This window comes from Allolucifera butyrica (assembly GCF_900476375.1).
Lineage (GTDB): Bacteria > Bacillota > Negativicutes > Sporomusales > UPPP01 > Lucifera > Lucifera butyrica.
In genome coordinates this window covers 1-18,678 of record NZ_UPPP01000053.1, presented here as the reverse complement: position 1 = coordinate 18,678, position 18,678 = coordinate 1, and the positions used below count along the sequence as shown (strand labels likewise).

10 protein-coding genes are annotated in these 18,678 nt (G+C 52.3%); 9 read left to right on the top strand and 1 reads right to left on the bottom strand.

The genetic code is table 11. The annotated features are described in order from the left end of the window. Window positions 1–11 precede the first annotated feature (11 nt). The 9 genes from LUCIF_RS01590 (at window position 12) to LUCIF_RS01550 (ending at window position 18,117) form a co-directional block, all read left to right on the top strand. Window positions 12–8,897, top strand: a complete 8,886-nt coding sequence (locus LUCIF_RS01590; protein ID WP_122626126.1) for a non-ribosomal peptide synthetase — start codon at window positions 12–14, stop codon at window positions 8,895–8,897. A gap of 32 nt (window positions 8,898–8,929) precedes the next feature. Continuing rightward, window positions 8,930–10,075: a DUF362 domain-containing protein gene (locus LUCIF_RS01585; RefSeq protein ID WP_122626125.1), complete on the top strand. Its 1,146-nt coding sequence runs from the start codon at window positions 8,930–8,932 to the stop codon at window positions 10,073–10,075. Further along, complete coding sequence (locus LUCIF_RS01580; protein WP_122626124.1) at window positions 10,075–10,740, top strand: 4'-phosphopantetheinyl transferase family protein; 666 nt, start codon at window positions 10,075–10,077, stop codon at window positions 10,738–10,740. The genes LUCIF_RS01585 and LUCIF_RS01580 overlap by 1 nt, the downstream gene beginning before the upstream one ends. A gap of 97 nt (window positions 10,741–10,837) precedes the next feature. Further along, window positions 10,838–11,584 (top strand): ABC transporter ATP-binding protein, encoded by a 747-nt coding sequence (locus LUCIF_RS01575; protein WP_122626123.1) that lies wholly within the window; start codon window positions 10,838–10,840, stop codon window positions 11,582–11,584. Then, window positions 11,581–14,013, top strand: coding sequence for an FtsX-like permease family protein (locus LUCIF_RS01570; protein ID WP_122626122.1), 2,433 nt, complete (start codon window positions 11,581–11,583; stop codon window positions 14,011–14,013). Before LUCIF_RS01575 ends, LUCIF_RS01570 begins: the two co-directional genes overlap by 4 nt. 23 nt (window positions 14,014–14,036) lie before the next feature. Continuing rightward, window positions 14,037–14,954: an efflux RND transporter periplasmic adaptor subunit gene (locus LUCIF_RS01565; RefSeq protein ID WP_122626121.1), complete on the top strand. Its 918-nt coding sequence runs from the start codon at window positions 14,037–14,039 to the stop codon at window positions 14,952–14,954. Window positions 14,955–14,990: 36 nt separating this feature from the next. Then, window positions 14,991–16,322 (top strand): TolC family protein, encoded by a 1,332-nt coding sequence (locus LUCIF_RS01560; protein WP_122626120.1) that lies wholly within the window; start codon window positions 14,991–14,993, stop codon window positions 16,320–16,322. Window positions 16,323–16,358: 36 nt separating this feature from the next. Next, a complete protein-coding gene (locus tag LUCIF_RS01555) occupies window positions 16,359–17,357 on the top strand; it encodes an ABC transporter ATP-binding protein (RefSeq protein ID WP_122626119.1) in 999 nt (332 codons plus the stop codon). Further along, window positions 17,332–18,117, top strand: a complete 786-nt coding sequence (locus LUCIF_RS01550) for an ABC transporter permease (RefSeq protein ID WP_122626118.1) — start codon at window positions 17,332–17,334, stop codon at window positions 18,115–18,117. The genes LUCIF_RS01555 and LUCIF_RS01550 overlap by 26 nt, the downstream gene beginning before the upstream one ends. A 72-nt stretch (window positions 18,118–18,189) precedes the next feature. On the opposite strand, the gene LUCIF_RS01545 is transcribed toward LUCIF_RS01550, so the two are convergent. Beyond that, window positions 18,190–18,678 (bottom strand): glycosyl hydrolase family 28 protein (locus LUCIF_RS01545; protein WP_207856823.1); only part of this gene is annotated, 489 nt, incomplete at its 5' end.

Sequence of the window (18,678 nt, the reverse complement as noted above, 5' to 3'; positions counted from 1 at the left end):
GGCGATAGAAAATGCATACGGTGGAATTTGCGCCTGGCCGGTATCCATTGACTACCTATCAAAAGGATATTTGGCTGGAGCAGTGTTTGTACCCGGAAAAGCCGATCTATAATTTAGGCGGCTATATGGATATTAAGGGAAAAATCGACAAAGCCACACTGAATCAGGCATTGCAGATACTAATCGAGGAAAATGATTCGCTGCGGATGAAAGTCGTGGAAGACAGCGGCGAGCCTTGTCTGAAAATCGCGGCGCCTCCGGCCTATGCTCTTCCGTTCTATGATTTTTCTCAACGGGAACAGCCCGTTAAAGCCTGCCTGGATTGGCTGCAACAGGAGTTCTTGCAACCCTTTGACTGGCAGGAATATTTATTTCAGTTTGTCTTGCTTAAGGCATCCGACAACCGGTATTTCTGGTTTATGCGTTTTCATCATATCATAATTGACGGGTTTGGCTTATCCCTGATGTATAAGCAGGTCATTGAAAATTACAATCAGCTATTGTCCGGCTGCCAGGCCGTGGAGCGACTCGTGTATTCTTACACCGATTTTATCGCCGACCATCAAAAGTACCTTGCCTCGCCGGTGTTTTTAAGTGATAAGACTTTTTGGCAGGATAAATACCGGACCATTCCGGAACCGCTTTTTAACCGGCAGGTGAGCAGCGGAGCCGGCGGGTCAGCACCAAGCGACAGGCTGACGTTTAGCATTCCCAGGCCTTTATATAATAAAATGATTGCCTTCAGTGAAAAAAATGGCGGTACGGTGTTCCATTTTATTTTGGCGGTGCTGTTTATCTATTTCAGCCGGGTGTGCAATAAGGAGGAAGTGGTTCTCGGCGTGCCCAGTCTGAACCGGAGCAAGGCAAAATATAAACAAACCATCGGTCTTTTCACCAATATAATTCCGCTGCGGATCAATCCGGGAAAAACGGTAAGTTTCCGCGAACTGCTGCTGTTGATAAAGAGCGAACTGATGGAATGCTACCGGCACCAGAAGTTTCCCTTTGGGGAAATATGCCGGACCGTCTTCGCGCCGGGGCAGGATAAAACGAATTTGTTCGATGTATCTCTTTCTTTTGTAAACCGTGATTTTAATGAAAATTATACGACGGCCAGTGATTACGATATCGTAAGCATGGCTCACCGGCATGAGCGCAATGCCTTAACGATCTTCGTCAGGGACTACAATGAAACCCGGGATGTATTAGTTGATTTTGATTACCGCCTTGACGTATTTGAAAAATTTATCCCTATTGAAAACGTGGCCGCTCATTTCAAGCATTTGCTCGGTGCCGTACTGGAAAACGGGGAAGACGGAATAGATGCAATTACCCTCATACCGGCGGCAGAGCAGCAGCTGATTTTGGATGATTTTAATGCCACCCAGGCAGAGTATCCCGCTAATAAGACCATTCAGGAGTTATTTGAGGCGCAGGCGGCGCGGCATCCGGACAAACCGGCCGTAGTATTTGACGGACAGTGGCTGACGTTCCGGCAGCTAAACTGCAAAGCCAACCAACTGGCCGGCGTATTAAGGCAAAAGGGAGTTGAGTCGGACAGCATCGTCGGCATCATGACGGAACGGTCTCCGGTAATGGTGGTTGGCATGTTGGCGGTATTGAAAGCCGGCGGGGCTTATTTGCCGATGGATCCTCATTATCCGCCGGAACGAATCGAATATATGCTGCAGGACTGCGGTGCCCAAATTCTGCTTACCCAAACAAAGTGGCAGGATGGAATTGCCTATGCAGGAGATATCCTGAATCTGGAAGACGGGAAATTATATAGCGGCGACGGCCAAAATCCGCCCAACCGGAATACTGCCGGCGATTTGGCATACGTCATTTATACTTCCGGCTCTACGGGAAATCCCAAGGGGGTTATGGTCGAACACCGGGGAATTGCCAATTTGAAAACTTTTTTTCAAATGACCTATCAACTGAATGAGCAGGATAAAATGCTGCAGTTTGCCAGCAGTTCCTTCGACGCTTCGGTTTGGGAAATATTTATCAGCTTGCTGAATGGGGCGGCATTGGTTCTGGTTTCACCGGAAACAATTCATAACTTTGTTGAGTTTGAACGGTTTATCGGGCAAAACGGGATTACCATCGCCCTGTTGCCGCCAACCTATTTAGCCGGGCTGGAGCCGGCGCGGCTAACCGGGCTGAAACGGCTGATTACGGGCGGTTCAGCCATAACTAAAGAGTTAGTTGCCAAATGGCGGGATAAAGTGGCCTATAGTAATGCCTATGGACCGACGGAGGCGACGGTGATTGCCACGACCTGGCAATACAACGCCAGGGAGCCGGGTTATGGTTCGGTACCGATCGGGGTGCCGATTCTAAATACGCAAGTTTATATCCTGGACCGGCATAACCGTCCGCAGCCTGTCGGCGCGGCGGGCGAACTGTGCATAGCGGGCGCCGGGCTGGCCCGGGGATACCTAAACCGGCCGGAACTGACGGCGGAAAAGTTTGTTGCCAACCCCTTCCACCAGGGGGAAAGAATGTATAAGACCGGCGATTTGGCAAGATGGCTGCCGGACGGCAATATCGAGTTTCTGGGCCGGATTGACCAGCAGGTGAAGATCCGGGGCTTTCGGATTGAACTGGGTGAAATTGAAGCGCGGCTGCTGCAGCATCCGGCCGTCAGGGAAGCGGCAGTAACCGTCCGGGAAGATAAACAGGGAGACAAGTATCTGGCGGCCTATTTTATGGCGGAGGACAGCCTGGCGGCCGGCGAGCTCAGGGAATATCTGCTGCAAGCCCTGCCGGAGTATATGGTGCCATCGTATTGGCAGCAACTGGACGAAATGCCCCTTACTCCCAACGACAAAATCGATCGGGGGGCTTTGCCTGAGCCGGATCTCAGCCGAAAAACGGCCGTGGAATATGTAGCGCCGCGAAACCCGCAGGAAGTTATATTGGCGGAAATATGGCAGGACGTATTAAATGCGGAGCGGGTCGGAATCCGAGACAACTTTTTTAATTTGGGCGGCGACTCAATAAAAGCCATCCAGGTTTTATCACGGTTAAACAGTTATCAGCTTAAACTGGAAATGAAAGATTTATTCAAACATCCCGTAATTGAAGAAGTAAGCGGCCTGCTTAAAAACGCAGCCCATACGGCAGAGCAGGGGAGCATCGAAGGAGAGGCTGCGCTTACGCCAATTCAGCACTGGCTGCTGGAACAAAGTTTTACGGCCAAACACCATTTCAATCAGGCGGTTATGCTCTACGGGCAGGCCGGTTTTGAGGAACCCTTACTGCGACAGGTTATGGCCAAACTCGTCGAGCACCATGACGCCCTGCGGATGGTGGTCCGTCAGGGTGGGGAAGGAGCCGTTCTTTATAACCGGGGAATTGAGGGAAAACTGTATTCGCTGGAAGTATTTGATTGGCGGGAAAATGGAAATTTCCGGGAAATAATTACCCGGGAAATTAACCGAATCCAGGAAAGTCTTGATGTTTACGAGGGGCCCTTGGTTAAAAGCGCTCTTTTTAAAACACCGGCTGGCGACCATCTGCTGATTGTAATCCACCATCTCGTGGTCGACGGAATATCCTGGCGAATTATTCTCGAGGACCTTGGAACAGGATATGAGCAAGCTTCCCGGCAGGAAGCGGTGGAATTCGCCGCCAAGACGGACTCTTTCCGGGATTGGTCGGCCCGGCTGGCGGCTTACGCCAACAGCCCGGACCTCTTAAAAGAAGCGGCCTACTGGGCCGGTTTGGAAACCGTGCCGCTAAAGCCGCTGCCTAAGGACCGGATTGTCACATCCAAAACTTACCGGGATGCCGGGACGGCCGAAGTGGAATTTACGGCTGAAGATACAGCGCGGCTGCTGCAAGAGGTTAACCGGGCTTATAATACGGAAATCAACGATATTCTGCTTACGGCCCTGGGGCTTGCCGTCAAGAAGTGGAGCGGTAATAGCAAAATTGCCCTCAACCTGGAAGGACACGGCCGGGACGAAGTCATCGGCGATGTGGATATAACCAGGACGGTCGGCTGGTTTACGGCGCAATATCCGGTGATTCTGGACCTGAGCGGCGACCGTGACCTTGCCGGCCGGGTCAAAACAGTGAAAGAAACTCTGCGGCGCATTCCGCACAAAGGAATTGGCTATGGGATTTTAAAATATCTGACCTTGCCAGTCAATAAAGAGAACCTTGCTTTCAGTCTAAGGCCGGAAATTAGCTTCAACTATCTGGGACAATTCGACGCAGAAGCCAATAATGAGCTTTTCGGCCTGTCGTCAATTTCCGTGGGCAATTGTCTGGCACCAGCCATGGAGTGTCCCTATGCTCTGGATATCAACGGCATGGTGGCGGGAGGCCGGCTGGCGGTGAAGTTTTCCTATCATCAGGGAGAATACAACCAGACCACGATTGAAAAATTTGCCGGAACCTTTCGCCGGGAATTGCTGAATCTAATCAACCATTGCTGTGCGGCGGATGCCGTCGAGATGACTCCCAGTGATTTTACCTACTCTAACTTAACCCTTGGCGAGCTGGAGACGGTATGGCAAACCGTAGATAAAAATAATGTAAAAGACCTGTATGCACTGTCGCCGATGCAAACCGGCATGTTGTACCATGCCATCCGGGAGCCCGGCTCGGCAGCCTATTTCGAACAAGCTCTTCTATCCATGGATGAAGGACTGGATGTTAATCACCTGGAAGTTTGCTTCAACAAACTGATCGAACGGTACGACGTATTGCGGACGGCATTTGTATATGAGAAGCTGAGCCGGCCGGTCCAGGTGGTGCTTCGGCAACAAAAGGCCTGCATCCAGGTTGAGGACATTGCCCATTTGCCGCCGGCGGACCGGGATTTATTTATCGCCGACTTTAAGGCCAGGGATAAAAAGACCGGGTTTGACCTGACCCGGGGGATGCCGCTGCGGTTAGCAATAATCCGGACCGGGAATGGTTCCGGCAAACTGCTGTGGAGTTTCCATCATATTGTAATGGACGGCTGGTGCCTGGGGATTATATTAAAGGAATTTTTCAGCATGTATGCTTGCCTGCAGACGCAGCAAAAACCGCCGGGATCGGGGAGAGTTTATCCCTACAGTGACTACATCCAATGGCTTGGCAGGCAGGATGAGGCGGCGGCGTTAACATACTGGCAGGCTTACCTGAGTAATTATGAGGAACGGACCCTGCTGCCGAAGAACAGCGCCGGTGCCGCAATGGGGAAATACGAGCCGGCGGAATTTCTTTTTCCCTTGAATGAGACAGTAAAAGACGGTCTGGAAGAGGTAGCCAGGAGGAATCAGGTAACTTTTGGCACGCTGTTCCAGACCATCTGGGGACTTGTCCTGCAGCGATATAGCAATACGGAGGATGTCGTGTTCGGCGCGGTCGTATCGGGCAGGCCTCAGGAAATACCGGGCATAGAAAATATGGTTGGTTTGTTTATTAATACGTTGCCCGTAAGGGTTCAATGCGACGGGAATCAATCCTTTGCCGCTCTCCTGCAGCAAGTCCAGCAAGCCGCACTGGAATCGGAACGCTATAGCTATTACCCGCTGGCCGAAATTCAGACAGCAACCCGTTTAAAGGACACGCTATTCGACCACATTATTGCCTGGGAAAATTACCCGATGAAAGAAGCGGTATTTGGAAATTCAGGCGTAGCGGTAAAAGTGGAGGAAGTTTTTGAACAGACCAATTATGATTTGAATCTGGTTATCCTTCCCGGCCGGCAATTTAAGATTAAATTCATGTATAATACGCTGGTGTACGACCGGCAGTTTATCGAAAGGCTGCTGGAGAATATCCTGTCGGTCATGGCGGCGGTGCTCCGGAATCCGGCCATACCGGTCAAAGCGGTTGATATGGTTGCGGCGGCGGAAAGAAGAGAACGGTTATTCACCTTTAATCAGACCCAAGTGGCCTATCCCGGCGAGGCCACCATTCCGGAACTGTTTGAAGCCCAGGTAAGGCGGACACCGGACAATCTGGCGGTCGTTGCCGGCGGACAGCAATTCACTTACCGGATCCTTAATGAAAAAGCCAATCAATTGGCAGGCGTGCTAAGAAATAAGGGGGTAAAACCGAATTGTCTTGTGGGGGTTGTGGCGGAACGCTCGCCCGGGATGCTGCTTGGGATTCTGGCAATCCTCAAGGCCGGCGGGGCTTATTTGCCTATTGACCCGGATTACCCGCCGGAGAGAATCCGCTATATGCTGACGGACAGCGGCGCAAAAATCGTGCTGACCCAAGACCGGCTGGCGGCTAAAATCACGTTCGGCGGGGAAGTGCTGGTGCTGGAAAATCCGGCATTATACCGGGGCGATACTGCCGATTTAGTACGGGAAACCACGGCCCGTGACCTGGCCTATGTGATTTATACATCAGGTTCAACGGGCAATCCAAAAGGGGTTGAGATTGAGCAGACCAGTTTGGTGAATCTGGCGGCCTGGCACCGGCGGGCTTATGATATTACAGCCGGGGACCGGGCTACCTTGATTGCCGGACCGGCTTTTGATGCTTCGGTTTGGGAGATATGGCCTTATCTAACCGCCGGCGCCGGATTATATATTCCCGGTCCGGAAACGCGGGCATCCTTGCCGGGACTAATTGCGTGGCTGAAAGACAATTTGATTACGGTAAGCTTTCTGCCGACGCCGCTGGCAGAAGCCTTGCTGACGGAAGAATGGCCGCCGGCCATGGCGCTGCGGTATATGCTGACCGGCGGGGATCAGCTGCACCGCCGCCCCCGGCCGGGATTGCCGTTTACCCTGATGAATCATTATGGGCCGACGGAAAATACGGTGGTCACAACCTGCGGCTGTGTCGCTGCCGGAGAAGCGGCTGATGCGCTGCCGTCCATCGGTCGGCCTATCGATAATACCGAAGTCTATATCCTAGACCGCCATAACCGGCTGCAGCCGGCCGGCGCGCCGGGAGAACTGTGTATCGCCGGCGCCGGCTTAGCCAGAGGCTACTTAAACCGGCCGGAACTTACGGCGGAGAAGTTTGCCGCCAATCCCTTCCGGCCCGGAACGCGGCTGTATAAGACAGGAGACCTGGCAAGATGGCTGGCGGATGGTACCATTGAGTTTCTTGGGCGCATTGACCATCAGGTTAAGATCCGGGGTTTCCGTATCGAACTGGGTGAAATTGAAAACCGGCTATTACAGTATGCGGCAGTTAAGGAAGCCTGCGTCATAGACCGGGAAGACGGGCGGGGAGATAAATATCTTGCCGCCTATGTAACCGGCGACAGGGAGTTGGCCGTTGATGAGCTCAAAGCCTATTTGTTGGAAGCCCTACCGGAATATATGGTGCCGCTATACTTTACCCAACTGGATAAGCTACCGTTAAATCCCAACGGCAAGGTTGACCGCAAAGCGTTGCCTCAGCCGGAGGAAGACCTGTCTGCGGGAGTGGGGTATATAGCGCCGCGCCACGAGATGGATGCGAGAATCCAGGCGGTTTGGCAGGAAGTTCTGGGCAGGGAAAAAATCGGCATTGACGATAATTTCTTTTCCCTCGGGGGAAACTCCATCAAAGCCATCCAGGTGGCGGCGCGGCTCGCCCTGGACTTTGAAGTCGGCATCAACGATATTTTCCAATGTCAGACCATCCGGGCGCTGGCCGACAAGGCCGGCTACTCCCGGGACCGGTTAAAGGCCATAGTGGACGCCATGCAGGAAGCGGCGGCGACCAGGACGGCGGAGGTTCACTTTGACGGAGCCTTGCGCCATGAACTGAAATGTTGTAATCAGGTAAAGAAGTCTTACCCCAAAGCCGGCTTTGCCGTAACGGCGGCTTATAAAAATATTTTGCTGGCCGGTGGGACCGGGTATCTGGGGATCCATATTTTATACCAACTGTTGCAAAACACCGGCTATAAAGTCTATTTACCGGTCAGAGGGAAAAACGACACAGCGGCGAAGGAAAGACTATGGGCCAAACTGAAGTTCCATTTTAATCTGGAAGGGGATGGCCTGGCAGACCGGATTTGCGTGTTTAACGGTGATTTGTCCAAGGAATATTTGGGTTTGGAACCAGACCGGTACCGGGAATTGGCCGGGGCCATTGACTGCGTTATTAATTCCGCCGCCCATGTCAAGCATTACGGACATTACGACGATTTTCATGCTGTAAATGTATTGGGAACGCAAAGACTGGCGGAGTTTGCCGGCCAAGGGAAGCGAAAGGCCTATAATTTTATATCCACTACCAGCGTGGGAAGCGGTTACGTCGGGGGAAGGAGCCGGCTGGTATTCACGGAAGAAGACTGCGATGTGGGGCAGAGTTCCGACAATTATTATGTGGCCACCAAACTGGCGGCGGAGAAATTTCTCCTTAAGGCCCGGGAAAAGGGACTGCCGGTCAATATTTTCCGGGTCGGCAATCTGGTCTTTGATTCAGCCACCGGTATCTTTCAGGAGAATATAACCGATAATGCTTTTTATACCCTGCTAAAATGTCTGCTTAAAATTGGCTATTTTCCGGCGGTCAATACGAAAGACATGAATTTTTCCTTTGCCGATTCGGTTGCTAAGGCGGTCGTTTTATTATTCGACAAACAAGACTTGCAGAATGAAACTTACCATCTCTTTAACAGCCGTCAGATCAGTATGGTTTCCCTGGCTGAACTGTTCAACCGGGCGGAAATGCCGGTGGCAACCATGCCGGTCAATGCTTTCGTGAAATATTTATACGAAAAATATCAAGAAAAGGAAATGCAAAACTACATTTCCCGGATTTTAGTTCACTCGAACCTGTTTTTTGAGGGAGCCAGCAAAACCGCCTTTATTTTACGCCAGCAAAAAACGGAAAGAATTCTGAAGACGCTGAATTTTAAATGGCCGGAACTGGATGAGGCTAAAATCAGGCAGATGCTGGAACACTGCCGGAATGTCGGATTTATTTAAGGCAAATCGAATATTATGATAGGAGCGGCAAAATGGAAACGGTTAGCATTACGGAGTGTAAGACATATCATTATCCGGAAGTGGAGAAAGCGGTCTTTGCCTGTCTGGGGCAGCTTGCCGGCCTCAGGGAGAAGGTGAAGAGCGGGTCCCGGGTCCTGGTTAAAGTCAATTTGCTGAAGAAAAACGTACCGGAAGACGCCGTGACGACGCATCCCACCGTGGTGGAGGCTATTGTCAGGTATCTGCAGGCCTCGGGCTGCCGCGTCGTCATCGGCGACAGCCCGGGCGGCCCGTTCAATGAAAAGCGGTTGGCCGGCATTTATAAAGCGACGGGAATGCTGGAGGTTGCGGCGAGAACCGGCTGTGACCTGAACTACGATACCACTGCCGTGACGGTTGCAAATGAGCAGGCGCGGCAGTTGAAGCACATGCAAATCATAAAAATTGCCGCGGACGTCGATTTTGTCGTATCCGCGGCGAAATGTAAAACTCATGGGATGATGGTTTTTACGGGGGCGGTAAAAAACTTATTCGGAGTGATTCCGGGGCTGACTAAAGCGGAATATCATTTTAAAATGAATAACCGGGAAAATTTTGCCCATCATTTGCTTGATATCTGCGAGTACATTAGACCCGTTTTTAGCGTGATTGACGCCGTCGAAGGCATGGAAGGGGACGGACCTTCCGCGGGGGAAAAGAGGCAGGCCGGTCTAATTCTGGCCGGCGAAAATCCCTATGCCCTGGATACGGCTGCCGCTCATATTATCGGCATCGACCCATTCTATGTGCCGACCATAAAAATTGCCCGGGAAAGGGGAATTTTCAGCGGCGAGGTAAAAGACTTGTCGGTGAAAGGACCGGCGCTGGAAGAGCTTCAAATCGCGCCGTTTAAACTGCCCGCATCTTTGAACGAGAGTCTGTTGAGCGGTGTGGTTCCCCGGACGGTGGAAAAATTCCTGATCAATATTTTGCGGGCCAAACCGGTATTTCATTATGCGACCTGTATTGGCTGCGGCGAGTGCGCCCGAGGCTGCCCGGCCGGAATCATTGATATGAGCACGGGAAAACCTTTGCCGGATTTAAAGCGGTGTATAAGCTGTTTCTGCTGCCATGAGCTGTGTCCACGGCAAGCAGTGACGATAAAAAAACATTGGCTGCATAGATTGGTATTCAAGTAATGCTTTACATAGCATCGCCTTTTAGCCGGGAATTTGGGTTTGCGTTGAAGACGGCTGCCGATTATGACGAAGCGGTTTTGTATCCTGAGGAATTGGCGCTCGTTAGTGGTAACGCCATAGCAAAACGCAGGATTGAATTTTGTCTCGGCAGGGCTGCCGCCCATAGCGCCTTACGCCAAATCAATATCAATGATTTTCCCGTCCGGAAAGGACCGGACAATGAACCATTGTGGCCCCCGGGTGTGGCCGGCGCTATCACTCATTCCGGCGAATTTGCCCTGGCTGCGGTGACGCGGCAGGAAAATGCCGCCGGCATCGGCATTGATATTGAATTGATTGATGAAACGGTTCCGGCCGGACTGGAAAAATACATTTGTACAAAACAGGAAATGGTCTGGGTAACACGGGAAAAATCCCGGCTGCCGGAACGATTATTGATGATTTTTTCCGCCAAAGAGAGCGCTTTTAAAGCGCTCTTTCCTCTGACCAGGACATTTCTTGATTATGCGGCAGCGGAATTGGTCTGGCGGGAAGATACCCGCAGTTTTAGCGGTAAATTACTGACACCGGCCGGAGAAGCTTATAATGCAGGCTATATTTTTGAAGTCGGCTGCAGAATTGTTGGCCAGTATATTTTTACATTTATGAAATTGCCGCCGCTTTAGAGGATTTTTAATACCAGGATAAGAGAAGAAAGTATGAAAAGACCCATGGGGTCTTTTTTGTTTGCGTTTGTAAAGCGGCTGCGGGGAGGAACAGACGATGATTGAAAAATGGCTGCCCTGGCTGGCAGTGAGCGAATTACCCCGGCCCAAGCCAGAAGCGCCGGCGGTAGAGCTTAAGGCGGTGCGCAAGGTTTATCTGACCGGGGCCGGTGAATTTGTCGCCCTGAAGGGAATTGATCTGCAGGTGGGGACGGGTGAATTTGTCGCCGTGGTGGGTAAGTCGGGCAATGGCAAATCCACGCTGATTAATATGATTACCGGTATAGACCGTCCATCCGCAGGGGAAGTGTGGGTAGCAGGAACGCCGGTGCATACTTTGACGGAAAACCAGATTGCCGTATGGCGGGGATGCACGGTGGGAGTTGTTTTTCAGTTTTTTCAACTGCTGCCGACCTTGACCGTGCTGGAAAATGTCATGCTGCCCATGGACTTTTGCAATGTCTACAGGCCGGCGGAACGGCCGGAGCGGGCGTTAGAGCTGCTGGCTCTGGTGGGGGTGGAGAGCCAGGCGGATAAGGTTCCGGCCAGTTTGTCCGGCGGTCAGCAGCAACGGGTGGCGATTGCCCGCTCGCTGGCCAATGATCCGCCGCTGTTGGTAGCCGATGAGCCTACGGGCAATCTGGACCCCCGCACGGCCGCCGCCGTTATTGAACTGTTCCGGGAACTGGCAGGCGGCGGTAAAACCATTTTGATGGTTACCCATGATGAAGATTTAGCCTGCCGCTGCAACCGGATCGTAACGGTAGCGGAGGGGCGTATTCTGGCCGGGGAGGGGGATGTATGAGCGGCTACTATTGGTTCTCGCCACGCTGGCGCAAGGTATGGAGCGACCTGGGAGGCAACAAGATGCGGACCGTTTTGGTGGTGCTCTCGATCGCGGTTGGCGTTTTCGCCGTAGGAATGGTCTATAGTTCCTATCTGATGTTTCAGCGGGACCTGAGCGTCAGCTGGAGGTCGGCGTCGCCGGCCAGCGCCAGTTTGTTTGCCGATCCCTTCAATGAGGAACTGGTGCAAAGTATTCGCAGTTTGCGGAGCGTCAAGGAAGCCGAAGGCCGGCGCAACGTGAATTTACGGGTGCTTACCGCTGACGGGCAGTGGCGCCAGATGGCTCTGATTGCAATTCCGGACTACGTCAAACAAAAGGTGAATGTGGTGCGGCATATTGCCGGGGCCTGGCCGCCCGGAGACGGGGATGTATTGCTGGAACGGTCTTCTTTGAAGGCTATGGGGATCTCTCAGGGAAGCCGGATTTTGGTAGAGACATCCCTGGGGCACAAGCGATCTTTGAAAGTGACCGGGGTCGTATATGATCCAAGCCAGACGCCCAGCCTGTTCAGCGGCAGTTTCTACGGCTATATCAGTATGGATACGCTGGCCAAACTGGACGAGTCACGCCGGTTGGACCAGATTAATCTGGTAGTTCAGCCCTGGGTGCTGCAGGGCCAGGATACGGCGCCTATTGCCGCAGTGGGCCGGCAGGCTTGGCGAAAGCTGGAACAGGGCAATACCACCGTATCCTGGCTGCAAGTGAACAAGCCGGGAGAGCATCAGATGCAGGGGGCGATCAACGCTTTGCTGCTGTTGCTGGCAGTGTTGGGCGTTCTGTCGCTGATGCTGGGAACGTTCCTGCTGGCAAATACGGTTTCATCTATTTTGACCCAGCAGGTACGGCAGGTGGGAATTATGAAATCCATCGGGGCGCAGCGGGACCAGATCTTGCGCATGTATCTGACTTTGGTGGGGGCATATGGCTTGCTGGCATTTGTCGTGGCGGTCCCTTTGGGGGCATTGGCGGCCCGGGCGGTAACCGGTTTTATGGCCGGGATGTTTAATTTTGATGCCGGCGAGTTGGAAGTGCCGGCCCGGGTCGTAGCCCTGGAACTGGCCGTGGCCATTCTGGTGCCGCTGGCCGCAGCGCTATGGCCGGTATGGCGCGGAACGGGCATAACGGTGCGGGAGGCGCTGACCGATTATGGCATTGGCGGCGTGGAGGCCCAAGGCCGTCTGGATCATTGGGTGGACAGGGGATTGGAACGGTTGCGGGGATTACCCCGGCCGGTGCTGTTGTCGCTGCGGAATACCTTCCGGCGAAAAGGCCGACTGGCTCTTACCCTGCTGACGCTGACTGTGGCCGGTACGGTGTTTATGGCGGTTTTTTCGGTCCGTTCCTCCCTGTATTCAACCCTGGACCAGGCTCTGGACTATTTTCACTACGATATTTCCGTCGAGCTTGCCCAGAGTTATCAAAAAAACCGGATTGACCAGGAATTATTACAGGTTCCCGGGGTGAAAGCGGTAGAATGCTGGGGCCGGACATCCGGCCGGGTGCTGGCGGACGACCGGCCGGAAGCGAAGACGGAAGCCAGTAAAAATGTGTTTATCCTGGCGCCGCCGCCGGACACCCGGATGATTCAACCCCGGGTCATTGCAGGTCGGTGGCTTTTGCCGGGTGATGAAAGCGCCTTGGTGGTGAACACCACGATGCTGAAAGACAGTCCACAGTTAAAGGTGGGCGGTCCGGCGTTCATCATGGTGGGGGACCGGAAATTGCGGTTCACCGTCGTGGGCATTGTCCAGGGCATATTAACCGGCCCCATTGTTTACGCTCCTTATCAGTGGCTGACCGGAGCAGTTCAGGAGGCCGGAAGAGCCCGATCGGTACAGGTTATAACGGATTCGGCGGCTCCTTTAGAACAAAGCAGCATCGGCAGAAATCTGGAGGAGCATCTGAAAAAAGACGGCTTGCGGGTTCAGAATGTAGAGATTACCTGGGAACAGAAGAAACGTATCCGTTCCCAGTTTGATATTATTACCGTGTTTTTGCTGCTTATGGCCGTACTGCTGGCGGTTGTGGGCGCTTTGGGGCTGACGGGCGCCATGGGTATTAACGTGCTGGAGCGGACCCGGGAAATTGGCGTAATGCGGGCTATTGGCGCTTCCAGTCTGGACATCGGCAAAGTATTTCTTGTCGAGGCTCTCTGCACCGGCTTCTTAAGCTGGCTGCTGGGAACCATTCTGGCGCTGCCGGTGGCATTCCTTTTAAGCCGTCAGGTCGGAGTGTTATTCCTGCAGAATCCTTTGGAATTTTCCTTTAGTTTTTTGGGAGTGGGTATCTGGCTGGGATTATCGGCGCTGCTGTCGGTACTGGCCAGTTTATTGCCGGCCCGGAATGCAGCGCGCATCAGCGTACGAAGTGCATTGAACTACGAATAAATGAGGCAAGGGGAGACATTGATATGGCGATAAAAGAACAGGCGTCGGTCCGCAGCAACTGGCTGAAGCGGCATTGGCTGTTGTCTCTGCTGCTGGCTATAATGCTGACGGCCGGTTTGTGGCGGCTGTGGCATGGTGACCAGGGCAAGAAACAGGAACTGCCGGTTGTAAAGGCCGATAACAAGGTGCTGGCGGAAGGCGTAGTTTATCCGGTTCATTACGCCGAACTGGCAATGCCGGTAGAGGGTACGGTAGGGGATGTGCTGGTCAGGGAAGGAGACCGCGTGAAAGAGGGACAACCGATTATCCGGCTGGTTCGGGAGGAGTATCAGGACCGGGTAGGAAGCGCTCGTTCGAATGTAGCCGGCGCCGCCGCCGCGGTAGAACAAGCAAGGGTCAGTCTGACGGAAGCGGAGCGGGAACTGGCGCGCCAGCAGCGGCTGGATAAAGCCCGGGCAACAACCCGGCAAGAATTGGAGCGGGCTCAGACGGCGGTACAGGAAAAAGAGGCAGCCTTAGCGCAAGCCCAAGCCGATCTGACGGCCGGTAAAGAGAAACTGGCGGAATCCCAGGGGCAAATGAACAAAACCGAACTGCGGGCGCCCATAGACGGCACGGTGGTTTTCATGGATGTGAAAGTGGGTGAACATGCTGCCGCCGGGACGGTACTGGTCCGGATTGCCGATGAATCGTCCTGGGAAGTCCGCAGCGACGATTTGACGGAACTGTCTGTCGCCAAGGTCAAAGTGGGGGATGCGGTGGAACTGACTTTTGACGGAATACCGGGTTTGGATCTCCCCGGACGGGTGAAGTTTATCCGGGCTTATGGCGAGAAAAAACGGGGCGACATCACTTACACGGTGTTTATTGCTCCGGAGCGCTGGGATGAACGGCTGCATTGGAATATGACCGCGCAAATCGCCATAACGCCTTCGACATGAAATCCCGAATTATAAAACACGGAGGGAATTTAAAGCATGATAGGACAAAAAGGATGGGGAAAATTCCTGTTCGCGGTGCTGGCAGGAGGAATGATTCTGATAAACAGTACCTATGGTTTGGCGGCACCGCTGGAACTATCGCTGGCTGACAGTATTGCGCTGGCGCTGAAAAATAATCCCGCGGTCAAAATGGCTCAAGCCGATGAAACGAATGCGAACTGGGCCGTCAGCGAAGCGAAGGCCAAATTTGGCCCTGCTTTGACGTTTACTCACATTGACGCCCGGTCGGAAATTGAAGGGCTTTCCCTGCAAAGTTATTTAGCGGGAACTTCTTTTTATTTACCCGATATAACCCTGGGGGGCGCGTCCACTTCGTTTGATAACCGGATCAGTGTCAGTGTGCCTCTTTATAGTGGCGGAAATCTGGAGGGGACACTGGCCCAGGCGAAACAAAAACTGACAGTGGCCGGTCTGGAAGTTCGAAAGACCGAGCAGCAACTGAAACTGGATACTACGAATGCTTACTTTTCTGTTTTACAGACCCGCGATTTGCTGCAAGTCAGCCGGGAAGGGCTGGATAATCTCGCCACTCATCTGGAGACTGTCCGGGCGCAGTATGACGCGGGGACAGTAAACCGGTCCGATGTGCTGCGCAGCGAGGTGGAATTAATCAATAAAAAGCAAGATCTTATGAAAGCACAGAATAATTATACCCAGGCGCTTGACAGCCTGAAAAACAGGCTTGGCCTGCCGTTGGACAGTGAGATCCGGGTGAAGGGGGACTTAACGTATCAAAAATATATGCAGTCCCTTGAGGACTGTATTCACTATGCTTTACAACACCGGTCGGATGTCTTGCAGGCGCACATGCAGACTGACATCGCCCAAAGCGGGGTAAAAGTGGCTAAAAGCAACGCTTCACCTCAGGTTACGGTCAATGGCAGCAACGACTGGGCTGATAACAAATTTCCCGGAACGAAACAGAGCTATTGGTCGATAAGTCTTTCCGCCTCTTTCAATCTTTTTGATTCCGGTCTTACCAAAGCAAAGGTGAAGGAGGCGGAAAGCGGCGTCGACAAAGCGCAGGAACAGATCCGGCAGACGAAAGATACGGCGATTCTGGAAGTAACGCAGGCCTATCTGGATTTAGGAGTGGCGGAAAGCCGGATTGAGGCCAGCAAGAATGCAGTGGCTAAAGCGCAGGAAACTTGCCGGATTAACGAGGTCCGCTATACGGAAGGAGTCGGTACCAACCTGGATGTGCTTGATGCGCAGCTGGCGCTGACCCGGGCCCAAACGGACTATCATCAGGCCCTGTACGACTATAACAGCAGTAAAGCCAGACTGGAAAAAGCTATGGGGATTTAAAAAGCAGGTCTAAATTATAAAGATGGAGGGTTAAGCTTGAATGTAAAGCGCATAACGGATACCGCGGTGGAAGTCAAGGCTCTCAGTAAGGTCTATCGGAAAAGCAAAGGAAATGATTTTACTGCCGTTGATAACGTTAGTTTTCTGGTACGGCAGGGGGAAGTGTTTGGTTTTCTTGGCTCCAACGGCGCCGGCAAAACCACGACGATAAAAATGATGTGCGGCCTGGTAACTCCTACGGCCGGACAGATATCGCTTAACGGCTGCGATGTGGCCCGGCAGCGCAGTGAGGCCATGCGGCAAATCGGCGTGGTTTTAGAGGGAACGAGAAATATTTACTGGCCATTAACGGCCTGGCAAAATCTGGTATATTTCGGCAATCTGAAGGGGTGTTCCCGGCGCAGTATTCAGGAGCGGGGAGAGGCGCTGCTGCGGGAACTGGAACTATGGGACCGGCGCAACGATATGGTCCGGAACTTTTCCCGGGGCATGCAGCAAAGAGTGGCCATTGCCTGCGCGCTGATCGCCGATCCGCCCATCCTGGTTCTGGACGAGCCGACCCTGGGACTCGATGTAGAAGCGACGCAAATTATGAAAGCCCTGTTGAGCCGGTTGGCGCGGGACCACGGCAAGACGGTGATTATCACTTCACATCAGTTGGACGTCGTACAGGAACTTTGCGAACGAATCGTGATTATACATCAGGGAAAAGTTATAGCGGACCAAAGTTTGGCGGAATTGCTGCTGCTTTTTAGACGGGATTATTATCAAATTAAAGTAAACGGTCCCTTTCTTGGTTACGGGGATGCTCAGTTTAGTCAAATTGCCATAAAGGAAGAGCAGGATGTAACGCTGTTAACCGGTTCCATTAGCAGCCAGACTAAGTTATATAGTTTGCTTAATAAAATCAGAAAGCTGGGAATGCCTTTAATCTCGGTGTCGCCGGTTGAGCCGGATTTAGAAGACGTGTTTTTAAGTCTGGTAAAGAATGAAAAGGGAGGCATTTGCTATGCGAATAATCAAAACCATGCTTAATGAAACCTATAAAGGCTTGCTGATTGCCTGGAACTATAAATTTGAAACCTTTCTGCAATTGATTATGATGGGGATTGTCTTTACGGGTATCGGTTTTATCACCGGCGGCGGGCGGATTAGTTCCGGCCAGATGACATTTACCCTGATCGGCTATTCCCTGTGGTTATATTCTTCGATTATTATTGCCGGAATGTGCCGCGACTTGCTGGGAGAAGCCCAGGCGGGGACGCTGGAACAGATTTTTATGAGTCCCGTACCCGTAGCCCTGATTTTAATTGGCCGGTCTTTTGCAACATTGATTACGGCGACGGTCAATATTTTACTGTTTACACTGGCCGTGCTGTGGGGATTTCAAATTCATATTTCTTGGCAATGGCAAAGTTTGGTTATCTTTATGATTACTCTGGCCGGCTTATTTGGTTTCGGCTTCCTAATTGCCGGTGCGGCCCTGGTATTCAAACGGATCGGCGAGCTGGCCGGGTTAACGGCCAATGCCCTGCTTTTTCTTAACGGTTCCATGCTGCCGGTGGAAAAATTTCCGCCCTGGCTTGCCGTTGTTGCCAAGTCATTGCCAACAACTCAAGGCGTCATTTTATTGCGGGAAACGTTATTAAAGCTGCAGCCGATGGATCGTTTATGGCAGGACGGCAGTCTGTCCTTTCTTTGTTCCCAGTCTGTTTTTTACTTTGGCGGGGGATTGCTGTTTTTTATGTGGTGTGTGCGAAGAGCCAAGATGGCCGGGACACTAGGGTATTATTGAGTAACAAAAACGAGCCCCCTGAGCGGCCATGGACAGGCTGACGGGACTCGTTGAAACAGAGGGAATCCTCTTTTATGTTCTTGGTTCAGGGTTATTATTATTAAAGATTAGCCCGCTGGAGTTGGTGATAATCCAGGGATTGACCGTATAATCGTCAAAAGTGATATTGTTAAAGGAACTGTTTTTTAAGTAATTGAGTTTTATGGGTTTCGCATTATGAAACACAATGTTTTCAAAATGCAAATTTTCATGGGGGCCGTTGGCGGTTCCGTTTACTTCAATGGCGGCTGCGCCGGTCGTGTCTACGGTGCAGTTTTTAATGAAAATATCCCGGAATTGGGGCGGAAGCGGAGCCGGAACATACTGGACAACCGCATTGGGGTCGGAGTAGCCGGAAGTGAACAGAAAAGCCTGTTTTTTAATATCTTTCAGGGCATTATCCCGGAACACAATGTGTCTGGCGCCGCCGCCGACAGGCGGGGCTGTTTTGGCCCGCAGGCCAATATCGGTGTGCTCAATTACATTATCTTCCCCCAGAATCTGTTCGATCCACGCGGCCGT

What these genes read in the sequence shown, in the direction of transcription:
- LUCIF_RS01590 (WP_122626126.1), top strand. Translation starts at nt 12, where the DNA reads ATGCATACGGTGGAATTTGCGCCTGGCCGGTATCCATTGACTACCTAT.
- LUCIF_RS01585 (WP_122626125.1), top strand. Translation starts at nt 8,930, where the DNA reads ATGGAAACGGTTAGCATTACGGAGTGTAAGACATATCATTATCCGGAA.
- LUCIF_RS01580 (WP_122626124.1), top strand. Translation starts at nt 10,075, where the DNA reads ATGCTTTACATAGCATCGCCTTTTAGCCGGGAATTTGGGTTTGCGTTG.
- LUCIF_RS01575 (WP_122626123.1), top strand. Translation starts at nt 10,838, where the DNA reads ATGATTGAAAAATGGCTGCCCTGGCTGGCAGTGAGCGAATTACCCCGG.
- LUCIF_RS01570 (WP_122626122.1), top strand. Translation starts at nt 11,581, where the DNA reads ATGAGCGGCTACTATTGGTTCTCGCCACGCTGGCGCAAGGTATGGAGC.
- LUCIF_RS01565 (WP_122626121.1), top strand. Translation starts at nt 14,037, where the DNA reads ATGGCGATAAAAGAACAGGCGTCGGTCCGCAGCAACTGGCTGAAGCGG.
- LUCIF_RS01560 (WP_122626120.1), top strand. Translation starts at nt 14,991, where the DNA reads ATGATAGGACAAAAAGGATGGGGAAAATTCCTGTTCGCGGTGCTGGCA.
- LUCIF_RS01550 (WP_122626118.1), top strand. Translation starts at nt 17,332, where the DNA reads ATGCGAATAATCAAAACCATGCTTAATGAAACCTATAAAGGCTTGCTG.